Below are 25308 nucleotides of genomic sequence, written 5' to 3' on the forward strand. Positions count from 1 at the left end.
ATCAAGGGAATATTTGCCACTACATAATATTTTTACTTAATATTTCACAATGAAAGAATATTTTGCTATAGTAAAAATATTATTATATGTATAAAGATTAAAAGGGGTTGATGATTTGAAAAGAATTCTTTCACAGTTATTAGTATTTGTTACAATAGTATTTTTTATTACTGCTGGAGTAACTTTATTTATAGAATATAAAAATAAAGAATCTCTAGGAGAAAAAAGCAAAATTGAGATTAAAATAGAAAATAACAAGATAATAGTTCCTGAGGAAACATCAATAGTTAAAACTAACTATATCTTTTCTAAAAATTATTTTGTTATAAGGACAATATTAGCTATTTTAATACCAATATTTATATTAAAATCATCTCTTTTAGAATATGCTGAGGAATTATTTAATAAAAAAATTAAAAATAATTTTTCTCAGGGAGTTATCATGGGAATAGCATATACTATTATAAATTTTGTTATCTTGTTCCCTATAGCATTTTTTTCATCTTTTTATAGATTAAAGCTTGTAGGACTGCTTAATTATGGATTTATTGATTGGCTCCTAGACTTATTAAAAGGAGAAATACTAAATTTAGTTATATTTTCTCTGTTTTTAGGTCTTTCATTTTATATAATAAAAAATATAAAAAGATGGATACTTTCTCTTGGAGGTTTATACGTCCTTATAATGATTTTTGGAGTATTTATATATCCTGTTGTTATTGATCCCTTAATAAATGATATAAAGCCTGTTAGTGATAAAGTGCTTGAAACTAAAATTGTTAATTTAGCTGAAAAAAATGGAATTAAAAATTTAAAGGTATATGAAATCAAAAAAAGTGACGAAACATCAGCTTTAAATGCTTACATGACAGGAATATTTTCCACTAAGAGAATAGTTATATGGGATACGACCTTACAAAGTTTGAATGAGGATGAGATATTATCTGTAGTTGCTCATGAGATAGGCCACTATAAATTAAATCATATACCTAAAGGTATGGTGTTAGAAGCTGTGCTAAGCATAATTACATATGGGTCATCTATAATATTGCTTTTGATGATTAATAGAAAGTCTAGAAGAGCTTTAAAGGGACCTTATGGGTTAGGATATGTATTACTTTATTCAACTATAATAAGCATGGTTACTTCACCGATATCCTTATATTATTCGAGAAAAATAGAGATTGAAGCAGATAGATTTGCAATTGAAGCTACAAACGATAATTTAACTAATGGAATTTTGGAATTAAGATTTATGGAAACAAATCTATCGCCATATAACGTTGATGAATGGTATAAGATATTAAGATTTGATCATCCTACTGCAAAAGAAAGAATTGATCTTTCAAATAGTTATGATTATGATAAATAACTTATGAATTTATGAAGAATAGAAATGCTGAAATAAAAAGAGATTTACTGGTATATTTAAGTAATATATCTGTAAATCTCTTAGTCTTTATTTTACTTTAGAAGAAAAGTATCCAGGAGCAATTAATCCCTTTTTAATACCTTCAACAACTATAAGATAGGTAGCAGCTGTATCAAATCTTGCATCATGATAGTTTCCGCTTCCTTCAAATAGTTTGTCAGCAGTTTCTGTGATTTTATCCTTTGTTATAGATAGATAATCAACTACCTCTTGAAGTTTAGGATTTTTAAAGTCGCCGCTTGGTCTATAGAGTTTTAATACATTTTTGTAATAATTCATGGTACAGAAAGTATTTTTAGCTTTAAAATCTTCTCCCAATATGTATAGCAGTTCACTGTTTAAAAATTTTAAATCAAAAGATACATTATGACCAATTATAAAATCAGCTTGTATAAAATCATCTATAAAATTTTCAAAACTATCTTCAAAATAATTTCCTTCACTTAATTCATAAAGCTTTTCTAAAGAAAATCCATGAACTTCTTGAGCTGATGGATCCATTTCATCTACTGTAAAAAAATAATTTTTTCCGTAAGTTTTTTGTGGTTTTTCATTTGAATCAACTACTATATAGCTTAGTTGACAAATATGTCCTGGCTTTATACTAGTTGTTTCAGTATCAAAAAAAAGTAATTTCATAATTTGTCCTCCTAAAAATTACATAACTATATGATAATATAAATCAGTTAAATAATAAAGGATTTTAATGAAAAAAGTCTCGCTTAAAAACAAGACTTATTTAATCAAGGCTGATACATGTTCAAGAATTTCAAGACAATTGTTTAAGGTTACAGATTCTTTATCTAATAAAGGATTAAATTCTACAAAATCCATAGACCTAACCTTAGAAGTTGAGAAAACTCCTGTTAAAATATTTTTTATGTCTTTTATATTCATACCATCATGTACTGGTGTTCCTGTACCTGGTACTAACGATGAGTCTAGTGAATCTATATCAAAGCTTAAATGAAGATTATTAATATTGATGTTTGACAATCTGTTATTAAAATCCTCTAAAAATGCTGTAACGCCTATAGAATTTATATCTTTTGTAGTCCAGACATTTATATTTAATTCTGTAATTAAATCTAGTTCTCCTTGATCTAAATCACGAGCACAAATTATAAATACTTTTTTAGGATCTATTTTTCTTCCTCTAAAATATAGGTCTCTTAATACGGCATGACCTAATCCCATTGCTGCTGATAAAGGCATTCCATGAACATTTCCAGAAGGTGTAGTCAGATAAGTATTTATATCTCCATGAGCATCTACCCAAATAACACCTAAATCATCCTTAAAATATCTAGATGCACCACTTAAGCTTCCAAGTCCTAAAGAATGATCCCCGCCAATTACAAATGGGAAGGAGTTAGAAGACAATGAAGCATATACCGCATGGGCTAAATTTCTATTTGTCTCAACAATAGCAGATAAATATTTCATGTTTTCATGTTCTTTAAATTTATCTTCAACTAATAATTCAGGAACATATATGTTTCCTAAATCAAAAACTATATTGTTGCTTTTCTTTAATATTTTTAATAATCCATTTTCTCTTAATGTATTAGGACCTAAATTTACGCCTTCAATATCACAACCGTAAAAAATAGGAACTCCTATTGTATTAATTTCCATGGAATCACCTCCAATGTATAAAGTAATTCATCCTCGCATATCTTATGGTTAAGACACACCTGATAAATTATATATCATATTAAGACAAAATATAAGAGCTAATTTTTAAAATTTTGTTAAAAAAATTTAAATCATATTATATTTAGTTTGTCGAATTATAAATAAATAATTAATGAAAAAATTAACAATGTTATTGAAAGTTGTTATCATTAGTAATATAATGAAAGTGAGGATAATAATTATTATTAAATAACAATAACTAAACTAGGAGGTTTAGATTATGATTAAGGAAAAAGGAAACAAAATCTCAATTATAGGTGCAGGATTTGTAGGTTCTACTACTGCTTATGCATTAATGCTAGAAGGGCTTGCATCAGAAATAGTTATAGTTGATATAAATAAAGAAAAAGCTTTAGCAGAGGCTATGGACTTATCTCACGGAGCTGCATTTGTTAAAGCTGTTGATGTTAGAGCAGGTGAATATAAAGACACTGAAGATTCAGATATAGTAATAGTTACGGCTGGAGTTGGACAAAAACCAGGAGAAACAAGATTAGATATTATAAATAAAAATATTCCTATATTTAAGAGCATAATACCAGAAGTAGTGAAATATAGTCCTAATGCTATATTATTAATTGTATCAAACCCAGTGGATATATTAACCTATATTGCCTACAAGATATCTGGATTGCCAGCTAATAGGGTAATAGGGTCTGGAACTGTGTTAGATACTTCTAGATTTAAATATATGCTTAGTGAACATTTTGAAATAGACGCTAGGAATATCCATACCTATATAATAGGAGAACACGGCGATTCAGAAATAGCTGCATGGAGTTTAACTAATATAGCTGGAATATCAGCCGATGAATATTGTGAAAAGATGTGTAAAAGATGTGATTCCTCTTTTAAAAATGACATACCTAAAGAAGTAAAAGATGCTGCCTACAATATAATAAATAAAAAAGGTTATACAAACTATGCAGTTGGTCTAGCTATAAGGAGAATTGTTGAGGCTATTTTAAGAGATGAAGACTCTATTTTAACAGTTAGTTCTTTATTGAACGGTGAATATGGACTAGAAGATGTTTATTTAGCTATACCTACAATTGTGGATAGAGAAGGAGCTAAAAAGATATTAGAAGTTTCCTTAAATCCAGAAGAAAAGGAGAAATTAAAAGAGTCAGCAGAAATAATAAAAAAGCATTTAAAAGAAGCAGGAATACAATAGGTGAAGAGGAAAAATCCCTCTTCACCTTTTTAAATTTTTATTCTAAGTGAAACTTCTCCAGAATATATTTGTTCAATCTTACCATTTATATCTAAAAGCAGCTCACCATTTTCACCTAAATCTACAACTTTACCTGTTATGCTTTCTTTCCCTTTAAGTATAATAACTTCTTTATTTAAAACGTAGGAATTGTCTTTAATTATTTGAAAAGCTTCTTTGCTTTCAGAATTGTTAAGTAATGCTTTATAAAAATATTCAAAATTATTTAAAATAGATACAAGAATATCTTCTCGGCTAAAATCATGGTTAAAATAGCTTTTTAGAGATAAGGCTATTTTATCAATATCCCCTGGAAAATCTTCTTTACTTTGATTTATATTTAATCCAAAACCTATAATTAAGTAATTAATCTCATCCATATCACACTTCATTTCTGTAAGAATTCCACCTAGCTTTTTACCATCTAAGTATATATCATTAGGCCATTTAACTGATATAGGGATATTCATATCAATTAAGGTTTTAGCTATTGAGGCACAGATTATTGAAGTTATTTTTGAAATATCATAAGGTGACAATTTAGGTTTAAGAAAAATAGAGCAGAATATACCAGTGCCCTTAGGTGAAAACCAGGGCCTGTTAAATCTACCTCTCCCTTGAGTTTGAGTTTCAGCCAATACCAAAGTGCCATCTTTAAGAGTATCAGAACTATTTTTACAAAAATCATTAGTAGAATCTATAGTATTATAATGCAAAATTTCTTTGATTAAGGAATTATTAACTAATGAAGATTTTAAAGTATCAACAGAAAAAATATTAGGTGATGAGATTAATTTATAACCCTTTCTTGAATAAGACTCTATTACATATCCTTCTTCACGTAAGGTTTTTATATATTTCCATACAGCAGCTCGAGAGATTCCAAGCTTATCACTTATATCCTCTCCAGATGTAAATTCTTTAGGATTAGAAGATAAAGTTAATAAAATTTCATCTTTTAACATATAGTGCTCCTTAAAACATTTTTTAGTCAATTATAACATTAAAATGTCATACTTTTGAAATGTTTGGTGAAAATATTACTGTATAATTATATATTATGATTAATTTCTATGAATAGAGGGGATCAGAGAAAGAATGGGTAAGAAGAAAAAAGTTATTTTGTTAATAGCTATCTTAGTTATTATAATAGCTTCTATAGCCTTAGGAAGTTATTTTTATATGAGAACAAAAATATATACTCCTGTGGAACCGAATCTAGAGGTTACCCCAGAAGTGAAAGAAGAAATAAAATATCATGAAGAAAAAGGAATTACAAATATATTATTAATTGGAACAGATGCAAGGACATTAGATGAAGCTGCAAGAAGTGACTCCATAATTATTGCAACTATTGATGGAAGTAATCAAAAACTTAAATTTACTTCTATCATGAGAGATACTTATGTAAAGATACCAGGATATAGCGATCAAAAAATAAATGCAGCCTACGCATTAGGTGGAGCTGAGTTATTAATGATAACTATAAAAGAAAATTTTGGAGTAGCGTTAGATAAGTATATAGTAGTTAATTTTTGGGGTTTTGAAGATATTGTTGATGCTATGGGTGGCTTAGAAATTGATGTAAAGGATTATGAGATTGAGGAAATTAATAAGTACATAGGAGAAGTCAGAGAAGATAAATCTCCACCACTTGAAAAAGCTGGACTACAAAATTTAGATGGGCAACAAGCATTAGCTTATTCAAGAATAAGGAAGGTAGGAAATGGTAGTTATGAAAGAACTGAAAGGCAGAGAAATGTTTTAACACTTATTGCAACTAAAGCTAGAGACATATCTCCCTTAAAGTATACGTCAGTAGCAAATGCTCTGTTAAGTTGTGTAAAAACTAATATTGAACCAGCCAAACTTTTTGATTATGGATATACATTTTATAAATTTAATCCTCCTACATACGATCAGCTTCAAATACCTATTAATGAATTAAGTGAAGGTGGCGAGTTTTTAGATAAAGGTTGGGTGCTACTTATAGATAAAGAACAAAATGGTAATGCTATGAAAGATTTTATTTTTAATGATAAAAAGTGGGATTCTTCAAACTATAATAATTTAAGTTTTAAAAATGCTATGTGTCAATACAAAAATCAACAAGTTCAGTTTGATAAAGTTAAAGAACAGCAAGAAAAGGTATCGTTACCTGATGATAGACAAAAAACACAGATTAATGAGGATGAAGAAGAAAAAGCTAATTTAAGTAATTAATAGTAAGTAAATCCTGAGATAATGGGTGAAATGGAAGAATTTTAAAGGTTTATAGGTTTTTATAACTATATTTTCCATTAAAATATTATTAATTAATTTTAAATTTATTGAAATAGTAATACATAAATTATATAATTAAGCAGGTAAACTCATTTACTTGCTTAATTAATTGAAAGAAAGGATTTGAATACATGAACAAAAATAAATCGAAAGCAAAAGCTAGGAAGAAGAAAAGAAGGAAAAAAATATCTTTAAAAAGAGTATTTGCTTTTATTTTATTTGAAATTGTATTTACTGCTATAGTTGGACCATTTTATTTATATTATGGACCTTTTGAAAACGTAAGAAAAGGTTTTGTAGGTGCAGCTATGACATCTTACAAAAGTCAGTTTTTAGCTACTTGGTTTTTAAGTGAAGAGAAAATAAATAAAATTTTAGCAGAAAATAATAATTACGAAGAAATATCTCAAGATGTAGAATCAAAAGAAGTAAAAATACCTAAGACCCATGATGAAACAATAGAAAGATATAATATAGATGGTGGAGATAAGTTTAAGGGGTACCTTCTAATAGTTAAAGATCCAACAAGAGTAAAAGTTGGATATAGCTCTAAGTTAGGTAGAGAGGGACAAACTCTATCCCAGATTATAGAAAATAATGATGCAATAGCAGGCATTAACGCGGGAGGATTTACTGATGGAAATTCTACCGCTAAGTGGACAGGCACAGGTGGACAACCAGAAGGTGTAATACTTAATGAAGGTAACATAGTTTTTAAAGGCGCAGATGAAAATCAAAAAATTGATATGATAGCTATAAATAAGGATGGTAGACTTATTATAGGAAAATATTCAATAAATGAACTAAATGAATTAGGAGCTAAAGAGGCAGTAACATTTGGTCCTACATTAGTGGTAAATGGAAAACCTACTATTAGAAGTGGTGATGGTGGATGGGGAATAGCTCCTAGAACAGTAATTGGGCAAAGAAGTGATGGTTCTATAATGCTTTTAGTAATTGATGGAAGACAATTGTTTGGAAGTGTAGGGGCAACTTTGAGAGAAGCTCAAGATTTAATGATAGAATATGGAGCTATAAACGCAGCAAATCTTGATGGAGGGAAATCAACCACTATGTATTATGAGGGTGAAGTTATTAATACGCCTTCAGATAGTTTGGGAGAAAGAAGTATTCCAACAGCGTTTATAGTTAAATAAGAAGGGGAGAAATTAATGAAGCTATTAAAACGAATAGCTATTTGGATAGCTATTTCTTTAACAATCCAATCCTTAGGACTGCTTTATTTAGATAAAAAGATTTTTGTTAATACTACAACCTTTAAGGCTGTAAAAGTTGAGGAAGAACCTAAAAATAAAGATATTGAAATAACTTTACCTGAGGGTAAAGATCTAAGAGTAAGTTTTGATGGGAAGTTTATATCTTATCTTGAAAATGGACAAGTAAATTTAATAAGTACTAAAACAGGGGAAGCTTTAAAGATAGAAAATGAATCTGATTCTGAGGTATCTAATTACGAATGGCTATCTGATAGAAATAGAATGCTTTTAGTAGAAAAGAAAAAACAATCAAGCTCTAAAAGTAATCTTACAATATATTATTACGATGCTAATAAAAAAGAAAAGGGTAAAATGGAAGAGCTTGATAACGTTGCAGAAAGTGCAAAGGTTGATAAGATAAAGGCAGCAATATTGACTAATGTTACTTACATAAAAGTAAATGAAAAAGGAGTTAAAAGCTCTATTTATAGAATAGATATTAATCATAAGATTACACAACCTAATCTTATGAGTTCGGCAGTAAGTAATATGGATGTTATTCCTCATGAAGATAGTTTGGTTTATGAAGATAGTATAAGTGGAAGTATATATTCTACGGCTCCTAAAAAGAAGCTAGCCTTTAACGATAAAGTTACGTTGTTAAATATAGATAGCGAAGATATTGTTTATGTTGGTTCAATAAGTGGAGATAAGATATCTAAAATAACTTATGGGCTATTAAAGGAAGATACTAATAAATGGAAAAGCATGACATTAAAGGAGCCTACTGATAAAAAGGATATTCATGTTAATAGAAAAAGCGAAATATTAGTTAATGATAACTTAAATGGTGTAGTGAGTAATTTAACCACTTCTAAAGAGACAAGCTACAAGGGAAAATTTTTATTTATGTATGATACGGGTGTAGCATCTGTATCTCAAGGAAAATTAATAAAAACAGAGTTTAATAAATAGACAGGATTTACCTGTCTATTTTATTGAAGATTACTAAATTTATGTTATAATGTGAATATTATAAAGGAGGTCAAGATGAGGGAAGATATTTTAATTAAGATTTTAACTATTCCAGCTATATTAGTAGCTTTTACTTTTCATGAATATGCTCATGGAATAGTTGCAGATAAATTAGGAGATAAAACGGCTAGATTTCAAGGAAGGCTAACTCTAAATCCACTTGTACATATAGACCCTATTGGATTTATATTAATCCTAATAGCTGGATTTGGATGGGCAAAACCTATTAGGGTTAATAGAGGTGCTTTTAAAAACTACTATATGGATGATTTAAAGGTATCAATAGCTGGACCTTTAGCTAACCTTTTTACAGCAATAGTTTTTTCAATAATTTCAGGTTTCTATTACAAATTTACTTACAATACTTATGGAACTATGATATCAATTATAGGAATGATACTAGTAAACGTAGTTAGTATTAACGTGATTTTATTTTTATTTAATCTATTACCAGTTCCAGGTTTTGATGGATTTAGTATTTTGGAAGATTTATTTCCTAAGGTTTTTGGGAAGATAGGATATAATCTTTATAAATACCAACAACTAATATTTATTGGAGTTGTATTTTTGGCTTGGAGAATTTTGGCTGTACCAAGTAATTATATATTTGGCTTATTAAATAAACTAATAGAGTTTATTGTATTTTTATAGGAGGAATCATGAGACTAAGGAAAAAATGGTGGGTTAGACCAGAGCTTGAGAAAGATTCAAAGGTAATTACTAACCCAAGAGAATTAAAAGGGATTTGGAAAGAGGATTTTAAAAATAATAATGAAATATTTTTAGAATTAGGCTGTGGAAGAGGAGATTTTGCAGTAACTAAAGCTAAAAATAATCCAGACATTAATTATATAGCAGTTGATCTTAAGGATGAGGTTTTAATTTATGTTTTAAATAAGGCTAATGAAGCTGAAGTAGAAAATATAAGAATAGTTCCACTTAACATTAGCTTTATTAATGAAATATTTAGTGAGGATGAGGTATCGAGGATTTTTATAAACTTCTGCAATCCTTGGCCAAAAGATAGACATAAAAAAAGAAGACTTACACATACAAAATTTCTTGACGAATATAAGAAGTTTTTAAAGAAAGATTCTGAGATTTGGTTTAAAACGGATGATAAAGAACTATTTGATGAGTCTCAAGAATACTTTAAGGAAGCTGGTTTTGAGATAGAATACTTAACCTACGATTTACACAAATCTGATTTTAAAGAAAACATAGTAACTGAATATGAATCTAAGTGGACTAGTATGGGAATGAATATTATGTTTCTTATTGGGCGACTTAAGAAAGAATAGAAGAGGGCTGTAGCACTAATATTTAGTGCACAGCTCTTTTTTATAGATTTATTATTTTCTTCCTCTTGTTTTTTATTATATACGATATCTATTTTTCTGCTAAAATTTCCTTTTTAACCACACTCATAACCTCTTAATAAAATAGTATTAGAAAAATTGGGTACTTTTCTATTTAAGTACTTAGATTATTATTAAACATAATAATAATCTAATGAATCTAATGAATCTAATGAGGCTTGGAAAGAAGCCTCTACAGCAATAAGGTGCACTTCTATTCGGTGGACGCGGTTCTAAGCGTCAGTCTAATCATTATTTGATGAATTTAGGATAAAATGAATTTAATGAAGCCTGATAAACGGCTTCTAAATCAATAAGGGGGGAGATGATTTGATGAGACTTGAGAGGAAGTCTCTACAGGATAAGGGTGTATAATTTCTTCGTAATAAGAAAAGATAGTAATAATGTAATAAAGTAAAGGAAGTGTTTATGATGGAAAAGGATAAAATCACAGCAATTAAAAGTGGTAGTAGTGGAGAAATAGAGGCTTATGAGCTTTCTAGTGGAAAAATAATAACAAAAGAAGAGGCTGTAGGATTAGCTAGAGATGGAAAAATTGATGGGGTACAGGTTCTAGAATCAAAAAATGGTGAAGAATATTTAAGAAGCAGACCAGATGATGATGAAAGTAATAATTTAAGTGAACTACCTAAGTTTAAATAGCTTTAAGAAAGTATTTGTTTTTTTACTATATGGAAGAAAAAAGAACTTTTGTACAAAGTGCAAAAGTTCTTTTGTTTGTTTAGCAAGTAGTTTTACGATTAAAGTAAATTAAACAACAATATTTTGGATTTCTAGTTCTCTGTGATATATTACTTTGAATTTGCATCTTGCTCTTAAAGCATCACGTATCTCAAGCTCTAGAGGGATTGAGGAATAAACATTAATATTTACAACTTCGTCAGTAATTTTTATATCTAAGTATTTGACAGCACCTTCAAGGCTTCTATCTAAACTCTCAGAAATTCTTAATAATATTCCTATTTTCTCAACGATATCTACATCTAATCTATTTATTATTGAACTATATTGAGCTAAAGGAACTGTATAAGAATTATTTCTATGAAAAGCAGCAGTGCATGCACTAAGTAATAATTCTTTATGGGTCAGCCCATTCATATAAGAGTTAAGTATGACATAAAAAGAATGAATGTGATGATTATAGTATTTAATACTAATTCCGCTGTCGTGTAGAAGTGAGGCAGTCTTAATTACGTTGTCATACTCATTTCCAAGATGATGTAATGGCCTTAATTGTTCATAAAGAGTTTTTAAGATTGTATAAACATGTTCAGCATGGTCTTTATTAACATTTAAGCTTTCCATTATACCTCGTATTGAATAATCAACTATATCATCTATTGGCCCTAAATTTTTAATTATATAATCAAAAAGTAATCCTTCACGCATTCCTCTTCCACAGATTTTTAGTTGAGTAATATCTAAAAAATAAGTAAGAACTTTCATGATTAAAGTAGTTCCAACTATTATATCAACTCTATCTTTAGATACTCCATCAACTTTAATTCTTTGATTTAAATCTTTACTTTTAAGTAGATTTAAAATTTCACATAAATCCGTATTTGTAAGCTCGTAATTATGAGTTATTAATAATGGATATCTCTTTCTAATACGATCAATTTTCCCAACATTTCTAAAGGCTCCACCAACGCCGATTATGTTATCAAAATTACCTTTTTTAAGCCACGGTATAGAGGTTATGCAATCCATGATAGAACTCTTAGCATTTTCAAAATCACTATGTATAATTCGATCTCTTAAATTAAAGCCATAAGATATATTTAAACTACCTATTGGTAAGGTTGAGGATTCTATAATTTGTCCATTTTTTACCCATGCTAGATGTGTACATGTACCACTAATATCTATAAGTAAAGAATTAGTTGTATAAATAGAGTTTTTTACTCCCATGTAATTATAATAAATTTCATCCTTTAATGTAAGAACTTTTACATCAAGATTTAATTCACTTGAAATCTTTTCTATTATATACTCTCCATTATCTGCATCTCTTAAAGCTTCTGTGGCAACTACAATTATTTTAGTAGCGCCAGATGTAACACATAATGACTTAAAAGCACGCAAGGTATTAATAGTTATATTTACTTTTTCCTCTGTTATAAAATTATTATCTATAAGATCAAGTGCTAACTTAACAGGTTCACTTAATTCGTCTATTACTCTAAAATAACCACTGTCCTCAATTTCTGATAGTATAACTCTAATATAATTTGAGCAAATATCAATTACACCAACACGTTTCATAGTACACCTCTAATTTAAAAATTATTCTAAATTATTATATCAAAATATTTTAATAAATGCATTAAAGTAATAATGTACATTATATTAATATTGACAATCAAAAGCCTTAAAATGTATAATAATTATCGTAACTAAATAAAGAGTACAGTCTATGATAAGAAGAGTAGTTTAATTAAAACCTAAAGCGAGCAGGAGTTTGGTGAGAGCCTGTAGGAGTGAGATTAAATGAAGAGAGCCTTTGAGACATTATTTGAAAGCTTAGGGTAAGTAAAATAAATCGCATTTCAGCGTTAAAGAATTGAGTGGCATTTATGCAACAAGAGTGGTACCGCGGATATTTCGTCTCTTTATTATTAAAGAGGCGTTTTTTATTTTATAAAAATAGAGGAGGAAACTAAATGAATTACAAAAGTCTAATAGCTGAAAGAATTAGTTCATTAATAGATTTAGATAAGGAAGAGATAGAAAAGGCTATCGAAATTCCACCAAGAGGTGAAATGGGAGATTATGCTTTTCCATGTTTTCAGCTAGCAAAGGTTTTAAGAAAAGCACCTAACGCTATAGCTACAGAACTTAAAGAAAAATTCAATAGTGAAGGTTTTGAGAAAGTTGAAAACTTAGGACCATATTTAAACTTCTTTGTAGATAAAGGAATGTTTAATAAAAACACAATAGAAAACATCCTAACATTAGGAGATAATTATGGAGCTTCAGAATTAGGGGAAGGAAAACCTGTATGTGTTGAATTTTCATCACCTAATATAGCAAAACCTTTCCATGTAGGTCACTTATTTACTACAGTTATAGGAAACTCTTTATATAAGATGTTTAATTATCAAGGTTACAAAGCAGTAGGAATAAACCACTTAGGAGACTGGGGAACACAGTTTGGTAAACTTATCTCTGCATATAAGAGATGGATTGATGAGGAAGCTTTAGAAAGGGAACCTATAAATGAGCTTTTAAGAATATATGTTAAATTCCATGATGAGGCTGAAAAAGATCCTAGCTTAGATGATGAAGGAAGAATGTGGTTTAAGAAGCTTGAAGATGGTGATAAAGAAGCTACTGAGCTTTGGGAAAGATTCACTAAACTTTCTTTAAAAGAATTTAATAATGTATATGATGAATTAGGAGTTAAATTTGATTCTCTTGCAGGAGAAGGCTTCTATAATGATAAAATGGATGTAGTTATAAAAGAACTTGAGGAGAAAAAATTATTAACTGAAAGTAATGGAGCTAAGGTTGTTATGCTTGAAGATTACAACATGCCTCCATGTATAATATTAAAATCAGATGGAGCTACTATATATGCTACAAGAGATTTAGCAGCTGCTATGTATAGAAAGAAAACTTATGATTTTGATAAAAGTATATATGTAGTTGGTACACCTCAAGCTCTACACTTCAAACAAGTATTTAAGGTATTAGAACTTGCAGGACATGAATGGGCTAAAGATTGCGTTCACGTAGGATTTGGATTAGTTAAATTTGCAGACAGAAAGCTTTCTACAAGAAAAGGTGAAGTAGTATTATTAGAAGACCTTTTAAAAGAAGCAAAAGATAGAGCATTAGAAGTAATAAATGAAAAAAATTCAACCCTTGAAAATAAAGAAGAGGTTGCTAAAAAGATAGGTATAGGATCAATAGTATTTACTTATCTTAAAAACTCAAGAGAAAAAGATATATTATTTGACTGGAAAGAGATGTTATCTTTTGAAGGAGAAACAGGACCATATGTTCAATATTCTTATGCAAGAGCTAACAGTATATTAAGAAAAGTTGGAGAAACTAGTGGAGAAGCTAGTTATTCTGGTTTAGATTCAAAAGAAGAATTTGAATTAATTAAAACTTTAGAAGTATTTAATAAAAATATATTAAATGCACTTGATAAATTAGAACCTTCTATAGTAACAAGATATGTTGTTGATGTTGCAAAAGCTTTTAACAAATTCTATAATGCCCATACTGTAGCAAACCTAGAAGACGAAAAATTAAAAAATGCTAGAATAAATTTAGTAAAAGCTACATGCCAAGTTATTAAAAATGCTTTAAATCTTCTTGGTATTGAAGTAGTAGAAAAGATGTAAAAAATGATAATAAGGGATTCTAAATTACTTTGTGATTTAGATGAAAATATAGTTAGAAATTACACTCTTGATAATTTAGTATTTTTTGATATTGAAGCCACAGGGTTTAATGTAAAAAAAGATTGGGTTTTTGCCCTTTCTTTTTGTACCATTGTTGAAGGTTACTTAGTAGGGAAAACATTTGTTTGCAATAACATTAAAGATGAAAAAGCATTAATAGAAAAGTTTATAAATATTATAGAAAATAAAGGGTTATGCAGTTATAACGGAAAGGCCTTTGATGAACCGTTTTTAAGAAAAAGAGCTTTAATATATGGAATAGATTTTCCGAAAAATATATCTCATCGTGATTTATATAGGGAAATAAGACCATATAAAAATGGATTAAGTATAGAGTCTTTATCATTAAAGGATATTGAAAAAACATTAAACATAGATAGAGATGAAGAAACTACAGCTGTAGAGTGTATGCACTTATATAAAAGGTATTTAGAAACATCAAATGAAAAGTTTTTGAATAAGATTATAAGGTACAACTTTAATGATGTAAGATCTCTTCCATATATATTCAATTTAATCAATGAAGTTAAGGCTAAAAATATAATAAGAGAAGATGTAATAGATGAGATTAAAAGAAAAGAAATATTGAGATTATGTTTAAATAATAATATATTCTTGGAAGAATCTATAAGCAGCAATATATCTAAAAAAGCTGGTGGAAGAATACTCTTTAAACTATATAACAAAGATATAAGCAAAAAAGAAATAGAGGATATCATTAATAATAGTTATTGATGATAAAAAAATAAAACTCCTAAAAAAGAGTTTTATTTTTTTATCTTTATCTTATCATCATATTTTGGGCAGTGAGTATCACAATCACTACAATTACATTCACCTTTTGATGATTTTTTGATATTTCTATAAATTATATATCCAGAAAGAATAACTAAGACAATTGTTATAAGTATTTCTATCATAATAAAAACCACCTTATTAATATTCCACAGCTATAAATAAAATATGAAACTATCCATGCAATAAATAGCTGATTTATCACTGATAATAGAGTGAATTTAGTACCGTACTCCTTTTTTAGTGCCCCTATTGTAGAAACACAAGGAACATAAAGTAGTACAAATACCATAAAGGATAAAGCGGATAAAAAATTAAAGTAATTAGGTAAAATTAAATCTAGATTACCTCCATATATTATGCCCATTGTTGAAATAACAGTTTCTTTTGCAAGTATACCAGTGAGAAGAGATACGGCAGCTTGCCAGTTTCCAAATCCTAGAGGAGAAAATATAGGTGCAATAAAATTACCTATATAAGCTAGGAAACTTGAATTTATATCTGTTACTAGTCCAGAAAAATTAAAATTTGATAAAAACCATATGATGACACTCATAGCAAATATAATTGTACCAGCTTTTTTTAAGAATCCTTTTCCTTTATCCCAAGTATGTTTGAATACATTTTTAGGTTCAGGTAATTTATATTCAGGAAGTTCAATTATAAATGGTTCCTCATCTTTTTTGAATATAGAGTTTTTGAAGAATATACCCAATAAAAATGCAACTAATATACCAAGAAAATATAATGATCCTACAACTAAAGCCTCTCTACCTTTAAAAAATATGCTTGCAAATACTAAATATACCGGTAGCCTAGCATTACAACTCATAAAAGGAACTAATAAAGCTGTTAGTTTTCTATCCTTTTCACTTTCTAAAGTTCGAGCAGACATAATAGCCGGAACAGTACATCCAAAGCCTACCATCATAGGAATAAATGCTTTACCTGACAAACCCATCTTTCTCATTAACTTATCCATTATAAAAGCAACTCTTGCCATGTAACCAGAGTCTTCTAATATAGAGATACAGAAAAACAAAGCTAAAATTACAGGTAATAATACAACTATTCCACCTACCCCAGCAATTATTCCATCTATTATAAGACTTCTAAACCAATCTGTTGATGTAGATAGAAGTGTCTCTACAGAGGGAAGTATAAAACCATTAAGTACTTGTTCATCAAGCCAATCTGATAAAGGAATTCCAACCCAAGAAAATGTAAACTTAAATATAAACATCATAATAAGTATAAAAATAGGATAAGCTAAAATAGGATTTAATAATAATTTATCTATAAAATCATTGCTTGAGTTTTTTGAAGTTTCACTTTTTATAAATGACTTGTCCACAAGTTTATCCAAAAAAGCATAAGCTTCTTTTTCATTATAAAAGCTAAAAGTTTTTTTTGAATATGATTTAGGAAAATCATGATTTGCAATTAAAGTTTTAATTTCATCTATTCCAATTCCTTTACTAGCACTTAAAGGTATTATTTTTACACCTAACTCTTTTTCTATTAAAGGAATATCAATTTTTATTGATTTTTTTTCAACTATATCCATCATATTTAATAATAGAACTATAGGAATATTAAAAGCTTTAAGCTGAGTAGTCAGGTATAGATTTCTAACTAAATTTGATGCATCAACTATATTTAAAATAACATCAACATGTCCATCTTCCAAGAATTTTTTAGAGACCTTTTCTTCATTTGAAAATGTGTCCATGGCATAAATACCAGGTAGATCAACTATTTTAACATCCTTTAAGTAGCCTTCTTTCTTTTCAACAGTAACCCCAGCCCAGTTACCTACATATTGATTGGAACCAGTAAGTTCGTTAAAAAGAGTGGTTTTACCTACATTAGGATTTCCTAGCAAAGCAACAGTTGTCATTAAATTCCCTCCTCTTATCTTACAAAAATATTTTTAGCATCTTTTTTTCTAAGGGCAAAATCAGTACCTCTTAAATTCACAATAAGAGGATCGCCTAAAGGTGCTAAGTTTTTTAATGTAATTTTAGTTCCTTCTATACAACCAAGAGCTAAAAGTCTCTTAGTAAGCTTATCATCACAATTAATTTTTGTAATTATACCTGTATCACCAGGTTTTAAATCGCAAATGCACACTATTAACACCTCGCACTGAAAATCAATATCGTGAGTATGATACCACTATAAGTATATATAGTCAAGAAAATAACAAGCTTAAAATAGGATTATATAGATTTTTATATTGAAATGATACTTTAAATAGTGATAAAATAAAGATTAAAAAACTAAGGAGGTAGGCTATGAAAAAAATCGCAGCATTTTTTGATATAGATGGAACATTATATAGAGAAGGTTTAATAACAGAAGTATTTAAAAAAATGATAAAATATGAAATAATAGAATCAGAGAGATGGTACAAAGAAGTTAGGCCTAAATTCCTTAGCTGGGATAGAAGAGAAGGAGATTATGACTCTTATCTTCTAAAGATGATAGATATATATATGGAAGCAATAAAAGGTATAAATAGACACAATATTGAATTTATTGCTAAAAGAGTTATTGAGCAAAAAGGAGATAGGGTTTATACTTTTTCTAGAGAGAGAATTAAATGGCATAAGGAACAAGGGCATGTTTTAGTTACCGTATCAGGTTCACCTGTTGAGCTTGTAAGAGAAATGGCAATGAAATATGGTTTTGATGACTTTAAGGGTTCTATATATCTCTTAGATGAAAAGGAAAAATATACAGGTGAAGTAGTTCCTATGTGGGATTCTGTAAGTAAGCAGAAGGCTGTAGATGAAATTGTAGAAAAATATGATATAGACCTTGATCAAAGTTATGCTTATGGAGATACATCAGGTGATTTTACAATGTTTAAGGCAGTTAAGCATCCTTATTGCATTAATCCAACTAAAGAGCTATTAGATAAAGTTAGAGAGGAGGATAGCATTAGAGAAAAGATAAAGGTTGTTGTTGAAAGGAAAGACGTTACGTATAATTTAGATATAGACAACATTCAATATGTGTAAAAGAAAGAGTGAGCGCTAGTGATAATAAGGGAAAATACTATAAGGATTGATGAGCCTACTAAGGAAAATATGTTGGAGGCTCAAGACGACTTATCCTTTGAAGATGCTGTGTTTTTTGATTTAGAGCATTATGTTTATAAGAAACCTAAATGTGTTGGCGTATTTGGCGCTTGTTATTTCTCTCCTGTAAATTCTGAAATAAAAGTCACTCAGTATATGATTGAAAATAGAGAAGAAGTCAAGGATATTTTAATTCTGGCGAAAAGATACCTAGAGGATATTTGTGAAAATGAAGGCAAGAGCTCTATAGTTACTTTTTCAGGTAATAATGACTTTACAGTAATTAATTACTTATTCAATAAATACAAAGTGGATTTTTCTTTTGATGAACACTTTAAATCTGTTGATCTACAAAAAGAATATGAAAAAGTGAAAAAAGAAAGTATTGGATTAAAAAATTTAGAGAAATTATTCAATATTGAAAGAGAACATGGAGATCTTATCTCTGGAGCAAATCTAGCTAAAACTTTTCACAAAGTCCTAAAGGATAAAGACTACATATTTAGAATGCCTAAGGAAAAGATAGAAAAGATATTAGTTTATAATGAGGCGGATGTAGTTAATCTATTTCATATATATAAAGATTGGAAACAATATATGATAGTAGAAAAAGAAGAAGAGGAAATAGAAGATATAGAAGATGTAGAAGAGATTGAGAAAATAGAGGAAGAATTTCAGGAGGAAATAAAAGAGAGCTGTACAATTTAGTGCAACTCTCTTTTATTATTTACTGTTTTTTTATGTTAGTTCCATCTGAAACAAGAACTATTGTACCATCTAAATCAGTTCTATAATATTTAACTTTACTGTCTTCTAAAGATGTTATAGTTTCTTTATGGGGATGACCATACTTGTTGTTTTTACCACAAGATATAATTGCTATACTTGGATTAACTGCCTTTAGGAAATCCTTAGAAGTAGATGTGGAGCTTCCATGATGACCAACCTTTAGAACCTCTGATTCTAAATTGTACCCTTTTTTTAGTGTTTCTTTTTCAGACAGTTTTTCTGCATCTCCAGTAAATAACATGGAATTATTACCATAGGTTAATTTAATTATAGGTGAATAGTTATTAGCATCTTCATAGCTATCACTATTTGGTGCAAAAACATCTAGCTTGACATCAGAATCAAAGTCTATAGTTGATCCAGCTTTTAAAGGTTTGATTTTTAAGTCTTTATTTTTTAGTTCTCTAATCATGCTTTCAAAAGCTTTAGTTGTAGAGGTAGCTTTTGGAGCATAAAAATTAGTGATTGAGTATTTTTTTATAACTTCATCCATATTTCCAATATGGTCTTCATCTGGATGAGTTGCTATTACAGCGTCAAATTTTTTTATATTTAACTTTTTTAAGTAATCTAAAAATTTGTCTTCAGCTTTTTGTGTAGATGAGTCTATGAGCATATTTTTATCTTTATATTGTATAAGTATTGCGTCTCCTTGATCTACATCTATAAAATGCACTTTAACCATATTTGATGTTTCAGAATCAGATTTATCAATAGAGGCTAAGTCACAAGAAAATAGAAATGAAGATAGTAGTATTAAAAAAGCCATTAATATATTAATAGATATTTTTTTCATAAGTTACTCCTTTTAATAAATTACTCCCTACAGTGTACCACTTTATGCTAATTAAGAAAAGTTATTAATACTTGAACTTTCTATAGCGGGTAAGTATAATTAAGAAGATGATTTTGAGGTGGTGTTATAAATGAAGTTAATTTTTATGTTAATTTCTTATGGGATTTATATGATTGGCCTAAGAATTAAGGGAAGTATATATAAAATTTTAAAGAAATTTTCAACTAAGGAAAAAGCAGAAGCATATAGAGATAGGGTTGTTTTTAACTGGGCTAATTTTACTATTAAAATAATAGGGCTTAAAGTAAATGTAGTTGGAAGAGAAAACATACCTAAAGAAGCCTGTGTTTTTATATCAAATCATCAGAGTATTTTAGATATTCCAGTGCTTTTTTACGGAGCTCATAGAGTTATGGGGTTTATAGCTAAAAAGGAACTACTTAAAGTACCTGTGATTGGTTATTGGTTAAAGGTTGCTCATTGTGTACCTATTGATAGGGAGAATGTTAGAGAAGCTATTAAGGTAATACAAATAGGGTCTGAAAACTTATTAAAGGGAGACTCTATGGGAATATTTCCTGAAGGAACTAGAGCAAAAGATGGAATTATGAAACCTTTAAAGAAGGGAAGTTTAAAGCTTGCAACTAAAGCTAAAGCACCCATAGTTCCAGTTACTATAAATGGAACCTATAAAGCCTATGAATTAAATAAAAAAATTCAAAGTGCAGAAGTAACAATTATTTTTGATAAGCCTATATATACTGATAATATAAGTAGGGAAGAAGAAAGAGAGCTGCATACTAAGGTTCAAGATGTTATAATGAAAAATTTAGAGAAATTGCAAAAAGAGTAGATTAGTCTACTCTTTTTTGTTAGAATTTTGTTACTTGTAAGAAAATTGAAAAAACATTTAACAAAAATTGCAAATTTTGTGTTATAATTTTATGGTAATCCAATATTGAAATAAAAAATGAAATATTTATGTTGAGAATAATTCAGAATGGGGGATTGTTATGCGCAAAGAGTTTTCCTTAAGTAATGACAAAGCAACTATTAATTTCACAGCTAAGTATTGCGACAACTATGAAACTCTTTTAGAAAGTGACGGTTTTAAAAGAGTATTAGAAACATTTTTATTAAAGTCTAAGAAAAAATATTCTCATAGTTATAGGTTTTTAGTAGAAGGTTTTAAATCAGAGGATTTAGACTTTATAAGAATGGAAGTAACTAATATATTTAAAGTTCTAACAGTAATGAGTTTAGAAGAAATAGTAAAGATAAAAGATAATTATAAGGAACTTTTAATAAATAAGGATGAATTTGTTAATTTTATTGAAAACCTATATCTTTTTTGGCGAAGGTTAGAAAGATATACTATAATTTATGCAAATAGAGTTAAGACTGGTTTAGCAGCCGTTAGTTTTACGGAAATTAATTCTCAATTCACAAAATTGATATTGAGACTTTATAGAAAAATAGAAAAAAACATAATTGGATTTAATCCTAATGTATTTAGACAACTAAGTGCTGGGGCTAATGCGAGTTTAATGCTTACTAGCATTAATTGGGAAGTGCCAGAAGAGTATAGGGCATTAGAAAAGATACCATTTATAGATACAATTTTATTATCTACACCATTTATAACATATCCTAAAAAGAATACAAGAGATGGTATGTTTAGTGAAGTAAAATATAATCCATTAGAAAATGGAACAATAAATAAAGATCATTGGTTTTGTTATCCTGCTAAAATTGGCGAGTTAATGGCTTTTTTATATTTTCATAGAGATTTTATGGAACATGGTATAACCTTATGCAATTTGTTTGAACTTGCTAGAGAAGAAGATTATAGAGGTAAAAAACCAGACATAATATATGTTTTTGGTGCTAGAGAATCTGGTGAAGAAATTAAAACAGTATTTTATGATGATGAAAAGAATGATATCATGCTTGGATATGTAAGCCATTCAGAAGATATAGACTATTTTGGTTATATGAAAAAGATGAGCCTTACTCTTCATAATCTTATAATGATAAAGAGAGGGTTTTTACCTATACATGGAGCAATGGTTAATATAGTATTAAAGAATGGAAAAGAAGCAAACGTTATAATTATGGGGGATTCAGGTGCAGGAAAGTCAGAAAGCTTAGAGGCATTTAGAACCTTAAGTGAAGAACATATTTCCGATATGACTATAGTATTTGATGATATGGGTACTATAAAAGAAAAAGATGGCAAGATTTATGGGTATGGAACTGAAATAGGTGCTTTTGTAAGATTAGATGACCTAGATCAGGGGTATGCCTTTAAGGAAATGGATAGAAGTATATTTATGAACCCAGATAAGATTAATGCAAGATTAGTTATGCCCGTAGCCTCTTATAAAGAGATAATGAAGGGCTACAAGGTTGACTTATTTTTGTATGCAAATAACTATGATAATGTAGAAGAGGGTGAAGATTCCATTCAATACTTCAGCTCACCTAAAGAGGCAATAAAGGTATTTAAAGCTGGAGCTAGAATGGCTAAAGGAACTACTACAGAAAAAGGATTAGTAGAATCGTATTTTGCAAATCCATTTGGACCAGCTCAAAAGCAAAAAGAGTGTGATATTTTATTAGATAAATATTTTAATAACTTATATAAAGCAGAAGCTAAGGTTGGGCAAATGAAAACATGTTTAGCAATACAAGGCTTAGAGAAAGAAGGTCCAAGAAAGGCTGCTTTAGAACTGTTTAAAATAATTTCAAATGAGTTAAACACCTCTGAATTATAGAAGATCTCAGGGGAATGCTTAATTAAAGTTACTAGAGAGTAAAGCTAAAAAAGCTATCACGAAATGTGATAGCTTTAATTTTTTAATGAATTTATTTTATTCTTTATTTCAGTTAATATAGAATCGAACTTTTTAGATTTTATATTTGGAAAAGCGTTTATTAATCTTCTATGATTTAGGTTAATATTGTTAAGTGAATTTTCGTATTTACTTTTTAAATCCTTAAGATTTTGTTCGATATTTTGAGCTGCATCCATGGCTATTTCTTTAGTTGTACTAAATAAATATTCATATCTATCCTTAATTTCAGCTGATATATTATTTAAACTATTAAATAAGTTATTAAGCCTAATTAAAGATGATAAGGTAAAAAATACATCAGTTAAAAAATATATAATAATCAAATAGGCTATAGGAGTTAATACGACATCTGGAACTAAGTTAACTAAAGATGCTATTAATGGGTGAATTACTTTTATTATAAATACAACAGCCACTCCCCATAGTAGAGAAAAACTTAAACATATTCTTCCTTTAATATTAAAAGCATTGTCACTATAGTCCCACCATCTTGAATTAAAAAATGTTTCAAGTATAAAGCCGGTAATATATTCTACTAAAGAAACTAAAATAGTTGCAAAAATATATAATAGAATAATGTTATCATTAAAACGCTCTAAAGATATTATAGCTAATACAATTCCTGTACCATATATTGGACAAAAGGGACCATATAAAAACCCTCTATTAACAAAAAATCCTCTAACTTTATATGCATAACATACCTCTGTTAACCAACCTAATAAGGAGTAAATAAAGAAATAAAGAAATAATTCATAGATATTAGTATTAGATATAGCTGATAAGATATAAATCACTCCTTTCGAATATTAACTATAGTATATTATACAATAATTACATAGATATGAACAATTTAAAAGTAAATATATAAATTTCATCAAAATTAATGTTTTTTTAACATAAATAACTCTCTTTCCTAAGAAAGAGAGTTATTTATAAATTAATCGATTGAATTAGTTCTGTCTTTAGCGAAAAATGATATAGCGTATAATCCGCAAATTCCAACTATAGCATATATCACTCTTGAAACTGCAGACATATTGCCAAATAGTGATGCTACTAGGTCAAAATTGAAGAAACCTATTAGTCCCCAGTTTACAGCACCTATAATAACTAAGATAAGTGCTAGAGTATCTAATGTCTTCATAAATACACACTCCTTTTTAATTATTTACAACTATTATTTTAACCATAAAAAAAATATATATGTATTTATGAAATAAAAATAAGTCACCCGTTAGGATGACTTAAAATTACAATTGAATATTTCTGTCAACTGGTTGAGAAAGTGATATTATAGTATCAGTTCTTTGAATACCAGTTACTGTGTTAATTTTATTCATAAGTAAATCTTGTAGATCTGATATGTTTTTACAGATTACTTTTGCAAGTATAGAATAATCTCCTGTAGTTAAATGTAGCTCCACAATTTCCTTTATTTTTGATAACTCATCAAAAACATAATTGAAAGATGAAGTTTTATCTACATATATACCAACAAAACAGCAAACATCGTAGCTTAGTTTAGGTAAATTTAAAACTATTCTTGTTCCTCTGATTATACCTAGGTCTTCCATTTTTTTCATTCTAACGTGAATTGTTCCACCAGAAACATGACAAATTCTTGCTATCTCTAAATAAGGAGTTCTACAATCTTTAATTAATATGTCTAATATTTGTAAGTCTAAATCATCTAAGTTTGATAATTGATTCATAGACATGTTATCACCTCTTAAGTTTGATATTTTACTTTTTAATTTTATCAAATTCTAATTAAAATTTCCACAAAATAATATAAAAATAAAAAAAAATTTAAAAAAATTTTATTATATTATTAATTAATTACCTATATTTGAATAAATACTTGTATTAATATAACAATATTAAATACAAGTATTGAAAATGATTTAAATATAAACTAATATAATTATGTAGATAAAATTTTAGGGAGGAGTGAGGAAATGGCTGGCATTTTGATTTTTATACTACAATTTCTAGTATTAGGTGTTGTGATATTTGGAGTATTTACTTTATTAAGAAAATTTGTTTTTAGTAAGGTGAAAATAAATAAGTGGATTCCTTTAGCAATTGCAATTGTATTATTTATAATTCAATTTTTTGTTCAAAGAATTAATGGATACGCTGGATTAGCTTTAACTGTATTTGTATTAATATTCTTTATGTGGTTTTTAGATGTTCATCAAGGAATAGGCCCAAGCGGTAAACCTAAAGGAAAACAAATAGAGATAAGATCTAAGGCAAAACCAAATAGAGCTAAACAATTTTATAAAGATAAAGAAGATAAAAAATAA

The 25308-nt window shown here is 28.4% G+C and carries 26 protein-coding genes and 1 other annotated feature; of the genes, 15 read left to right on the top strand and 11 right to left on the bottom strand.

From position 1 onward, the window contains the following. Positions 1-115 precede the first annotated feature (115 nt). Positions 116-1372 (top strand): M48 family metallopeptidase, encoded by a 1257-nt coding sequence (locus P8F83_RS04140; protein WP_326513579.1) that lies wholly within the window; start codon positions 116-118, stop codon positions 1370-1372. 87 nt (positions 1373-1459) lie between these two features. On the opposite strand, the gene P8F83_RS04145 is transcribed toward P8F83_RS04140, so the two are convergent. After that, entirely contained in the window at positions 1460-2071 is a 612-nt protein-coding gene (locus tag P8F83_RS04145; RefSeq protein WP_286908094.1) for a 3'-5' exonuclease, read from the bottom strand. 96 nt (positions 2072-2167) lie between these two features. Further along, positions 2168-3070, bottom strand: a complete 903-nt coding sequence (gene rocF, locus P8F83_RS04150; RefSeq protein WP_021802361.1) for an arginase — start codon at positions 3068-3070, stop codon at positions 2168-2170. A gap of 280 nt (positions 3071-3350) precedes the next feature. On the opposite strand from rocF, the gene P8F83_RS04155 reads away from it, so the two are divergent. Continuing rightward, positions 3351-4304, top strand: coding sequence for an L-lactate dehydrogenase (locus tag P8F83_RS04155; RefSeq protein WP_238904245.1), 954 nt, complete (start codon positions 3351-3353; stop codon positions 4302-4304). 29 nt (positions 4305-4333) lie between these two features. Here P8F83_RS04155 and P8F83_RS04160 read toward each other — a convergent pair whose 3' ends face one another. Then, positions 4334-5308, bottom strand: a complete 975-nt coding sequence (locus P8F83_RS04160) for a biotin--[acetyl-CoA-carboxylase] ligase (protein WP_326513580.1) — start codon at positions 5306-5308, stop codon at positions 4334-4336. Between the two features lie 133 nt (positions 5309-5441). Here P8F83_RS04160 and P8F83_RS04165 point away from each other — a divergent pair, with 133 nt between their 5' ends. From P8F83_RS04165 to P8F83_RS04190, 6 genes are all read left to right on the top strand, one after another. Then, entirely contained in the window at positions 5442-6566 is a 1125-nt protein-coding gene (locus tag P8F83_RS04165; protein ID WP_326513581.1) for an LCP family protein, read from the top strand. A 191-nt stretch (positions 6567-6757) separates the two neighbouring features. Next, positions 6758-7783, top strand: coding sequence for a phosphodiester glycosidase family protein (locus P8F83_RS04170; protein WP_073016853.1), 1026 nt, complete (start codon positions 6758-6760; stop codon positions 7781-7783). Positions 7784-7798: 15 nt separating this feature from the next. Then, on the top strand, positions 7799-8818 hold the full coding sequence (locus P8F83_RS04175; RefSeq protein ID WP_315114711.1) for a dipeptidyl-peptidase IV: 1020 nt from the start codon (positions 7799-7801) through the stop codon (positions 8816-8818). Between the two features lie 75 nt (positions 8819-8893). After that, complete coding sequence (locus P8F83_RS04180; RefSeq protein ID WP_326513582.1) at positions 8894-9529, top strand: site-2 protease family protein; 636 nt, start codon at positions 8894-8896, stop codon at positions 9527-9529. 8 nt (positions 9530-9537) lie between these two features. Then, complete coding sequence (trmB, locus tag P8F83_RS04185; protein ID WP_326513583.1) at positions 9538-10179, top strand: tRNA (guanosine(46)-N7)-methyltransferase TrmB; 642 nt, start codon at positions 9538-9540, stop codon at positions 10177-10179. 486 nt (positions 10180-10665) lie between these two features. After that, the gene (locus tag P8F83_RS04190) at positions 10666-10899 is read left to right on the top strand and encodes a DUF3892 domain-containing protein (RefSeq protein ID WP_326513584.1); all 234 of its coding nucleotides are present in this window, start codon (positions 10666-10668) and stop codon (positions 10897-10899) included. Between the two features lie 108 nt (positions 10900-11007). On the opposite strand, the gene P8F83_RS04195 is transcribed toward P8F83_RS04190, so the two are convergent. After that, complete coding sequence (locus P8F83_RS04195; protein WP_326513585.1) at positions 11008-12522, bottom strand: Ppx/GppA phosphatase family protein; 1515 nt, start codon at positions 12520-12522, stop codon at positions 11008-11010. Between the two features lie 142 nt (positions 12523-12664). Then, positions 12665-12872, top strand: a binding site (T-box leader). Positions 12873-12920: 48 nt separating this feature from the next. Here P8F83_RS04195 and argS point away from each other — a divergent pair. Then, complete coding sequence (gene argS, locus P8F83_RS04200) at positions 12921-14612, top strand: arginine--tRNA ligase (protein WP_326513586.1); 1692 nt, start codon at positions 12921-12923, stop codon at positions 14610-14612. 3 nt (positions 14613-14615) lie between these two features. Then, on the top strand, positions 14616-15407 hold the full coding sequence (locus P8F83_RS04205; RefSeq protein ID WP_315115926.1) for a ribonuclease H-like domain-containing protein: 792 nt from the start codon (positions 14616-14618) through the stop codon (positions 15405-15407). A gap of 32 nt (positions 15408-15439) precedes the next feature. Here the strand turns inward: P8F83_RS04205 and P8F83_RS04210 are convergent, their stop codons facing one another. From P8F83_RS04210 to P8F83_RS04220, 3 genes are read right to left on the bottom strand one after another with little or no spacing between them, the layout of a single operon-like run. Further along, on the bottom strand, positions 15440-15592 hold the full coding sequence (locus P8F83_RS04210; RefSeq protein ID WP_238904267.1) for a FeoB-associated Cys-rich membrane protein: 153 nt from the start codon (positions 15590-15592) through the stop codon (positions 15440-15442). Next, a complete protein-coding gene (gene feoB / locus P8F83_RS04215; protein WP_326513587.1) occupies positions 15589-17367 on the bottom strand; it encodes a ferrous iron transport protein B in 1779 nt (592 codons plus the stop codon). The genes P8F83_RS04210 and feoB overlap by 4 nt, the downstream gene beginning before the upstream one ends. 14 nt (positions 17368-17381) lie before the next feature. Next, the gene (locus P8F83_RS04220; RefSeq protein ID WP_326513588.1) at positions 17382-17600 is read right to left on the bottom strand and encodes a FeoA family protein; all 219 of its coding nucleotides are present in this window, start codon (positions 17598-17600) and stop codon (positions 17382-17384) included. Positions 17601-17764: 164 nt separating this feature from the next. On the opposite strand from P8F83_RS04220, the gene P8F83_RS04225 reads away from it, so the two are divergent. Continuing rightward, positions 17765-18493 (top strand): HAD-IB family hydrolase, encoded by a 729-nt coding sequence (locus P8F83_RS04225; RefSeq protein ID WP_073015636.1) that lies wholly within the window; start codon positions 17765-17767, stop codon positions 18491-18493. A gap of 18 nt (positions 18494-18511) precedes the next feature. Then, a complete protein-coding gene (locus tag P8F83_RS04230) occupies positions 18512-19261 on the top strand; it encodes a ribonuclease H-like domain-containing protein (protein WP_326513589.1) in 750 nt (249 codons plus the stop codon). Positions 19262-19280: 19 nt separating this feature from the next. On the opposite strand, the gene P8F83_RS04235 is transcribed toward P8F83_RS04230, so the two are convergent. Further along, on the bottom strand, positions 19281-20138 hold the full coding sequence (locus P8F83_RS04235; protein ID WP_326513590.1) for a ComEC/Rec2 family competence protein: 858 nt from the start codon (positions 20136-20138) through the stop codon (positions 19281-19283). Positions 20139-20268: 130 nt separating this feature from the next. On the opposite strand from P8F83_RS04235, the gene P8F83_RS04240 reads away from it, so the two are divergent. Further along, on the top strand, positions 20269-20991 hold the full coding sequence (locus tag P8F83_RS04240) for a lysophospholipid acyltransferase family protein (RefSeq protein WP_073015643.1): 723 nt from the start codon (positions 20269-20271) through the stop codon (positions 20989-20991). Positions 20992-21151: 160 nt separating this feature from the next. Beyond that, complete coding sequence (locus P8F83_RS04245) at positions 21152-22915, top strand: phosphoenolpyruvate carboxykinase (ATP) (RefSeq protein ID WP_326513591.1); 1764 nt, start codon at positions 21152-21154, stop codon at positions 22913-22915. A gap of 74 nt (positions 22916-22989) precedes the next feature. Here P8F83_RS04245 and P8F83_RS04250 read toward each other — a convergent pair whose 3' ends face one another. The 3 genes from P8F83_RS04250 to P8F83_RS04260 all read right to left on the bottom strand — a co-directional run bounded on the left by P8F83_RS04250 (position 22990) and on the right by P8F83_RS04260 (position 24711). Then, positions 22990-23793: a putative ABC transporter permease gene (locus tag P8F83_RS04250; RefSeq protein WP_326513592.1), complete on the bottom strand. Its 804-nt coding sequence runs from the start codon at positions 23791-23793 to the stop codon at positions 22990-22992. A gap of 143 nt (positions 23794-23936) precedes the next feature. Then, positions 23937-24143, bottom strand: a complete 207-nt coding sequence (locus tag P8F83_RS04255) for a DUF378 domain-containing protein (RefSeq protein ID WP_021802340.1) — start codon at positions 24141-24143, stop codon at positions 23937-23939. 106 nt (positions 24144-24249) lie between these two features. After that, entirely contained in the window at positions 24250-24711 is a 462-nt protein-coding gene (locus P8F83_RS04260; RefSeq protein WP_139259285.1) for an Lrp/AsnC ligand binding domain-containing protein, read from the bottom strand. Positions 24712-24957: 246 nt separating this feature from the next. On the opposite strand from P8F83_RS04260, the gene P8F83_RS04265 reads away from it, so the two are divergent. Beyond that, complete coding sequence (locus P8F83_RS04265; protein WP_073015647.1) at positions 24958-25308, top strand: hypothetical protein; 351 nt, start codon at positions 24958-24960, stop codon at positions 25306-25308.

The sequence above is a fragment of the Clostridium intestinale genome (assembly GCF_035905475.1).
In the GTDB taxonomy this organism is placed as follows: domain Bacteria; phylum Bacillota; class Clostridia; order Clostridiales; family Clostridiaceae; genus Clostridium_T; species Clostridium_T intestinale.